Annotated in this window: 1 protein-coding gene; it reads left to right on the forward strand. The window is 71.6% G+C overall.

The genetic code is table 11. The features are described 5' to 3' along the window. Window positions 1–60: 60 nt before the first annotated feature. Window positions 61–936: a class I SAM-dependent methyltransferase gene (locus tag FNQ90_RS24165; protein ID WP_182608289.1), complete on the forward strand. Its 876-nt coding sequence runs from the start codon at window positions 61–63 to the stop codon at window positions 934–936. Window positions 937–1,126: the final 190 nt, after the last annotated feature.

Here is a 1,126-nt window from a genome sequence, read left to right on the forward strand (position 1 = left end):
GGGCGGGAAGGACTCAGCGGCACCGGCAAAAGAAAATGATTATCAAGTTATTATGTCTCCATGGCGGAGATCGACGAGAACAGGCTGGTCACCTACCTCCTCAACAACAGGGCGTTCTTCGCCCCCGTGGTCGAACGGGCGGTGGCGCTCCTCGACCCGGGGAAGCGCGGGAACCTGGTGGACATCGGCACGGGGGCCGGCGGCGGCCTCGTCGCCCTCGCCCGCGCGGCGGGACCCGGGGCCCGGGTCCTCGGGGTGGACCGTGAGCCGATGGTGCTGGAGATGGCCCTGCGCCACGCCGAGGAGGAAGGCGTGCGTGAGCGGGTGTCCACCCGCGCGGCGGATCTGCTCGAGGTTCTGGACGAGGCGGCGGACGCGGGAGGCACGTTCGACGCGATCTGGGCGGGGGATGTGATCTGGCCGGGCAACGTCGCCGACCCCGCCGCGACAGTCGTCCGCATGGCCGATGCGCTGAGGCCCGGTGGGGTGATCGGCTTGTTCAACACCAACTACTACCAGTCGATGTTCCTGCCCGGGCACTCCCGGCTGGAGCGCCTGCTGCGCACCGCCTCGGAATTGAACTGGGGACTGCCCGATGAGGGTCCGGAGCACTACGAGCGCTATCCGCACTGGGCCCTGGCCGCGGGACTGGAGGATGTGAGGGTGCACGTTCTGCCCCGTGTCGGCTTCCCCGTGGGGGACGACCCGACCGTGCGTCCGTACCTGGAGGGCGTGGTGTGGCCCGAGCTCCTCGCCGCCGCGGAGGCCCGGGGAACGGATGCCGGCATGAGCGGGAAAGACCTCGCCCGCGCCCGGGAGCTGCTCGCCCCGGGGAGCCCCACCCGGATCCTCGACGAGCCGGGGCATCACGTGGTCCAACCGACCCTGCTGGTGACCGCCCGCCGGCCGGACTCCGCCGGCGGGTCGGAGGGCTGAGGGCCCATTGGGGTCGCGGGGCGCCCCCGGAGCGCCCCGCGACGCCCCGGGGCCGTCCGACACGCGGCCGGACGCGGCGGGAGAGGCCCGACTCGACTACTCTTTCCGATTATGAATGTCGTTGTCGAAAAGGGTGCACCGGCACACCCCTCCCCCACCGGGGCGCCTCGGCGTTCGCCCCGCCGGAACC

This window comes from Streptomyces alkaliphilus, from assembly GCF_014141535.1.
In the GTDB taxonomy this organism is placed as follows: Bacteria; Actinomycetota; Actinomycetes; order Streptomycetales; family Streptomycetaceae; genus Streptomyces; species Streptomyces alkaliphilus.

What these genes read in the sequence shown, in the direction of transcription:
- FNQ90_RS24165 (WP_182608289.1), top strand. Translation starts at nt 61, where the DNA reads ATGGCGGAGATCGACGAGAACAGGCTGGTCACCTACCTCCTCAACAAC.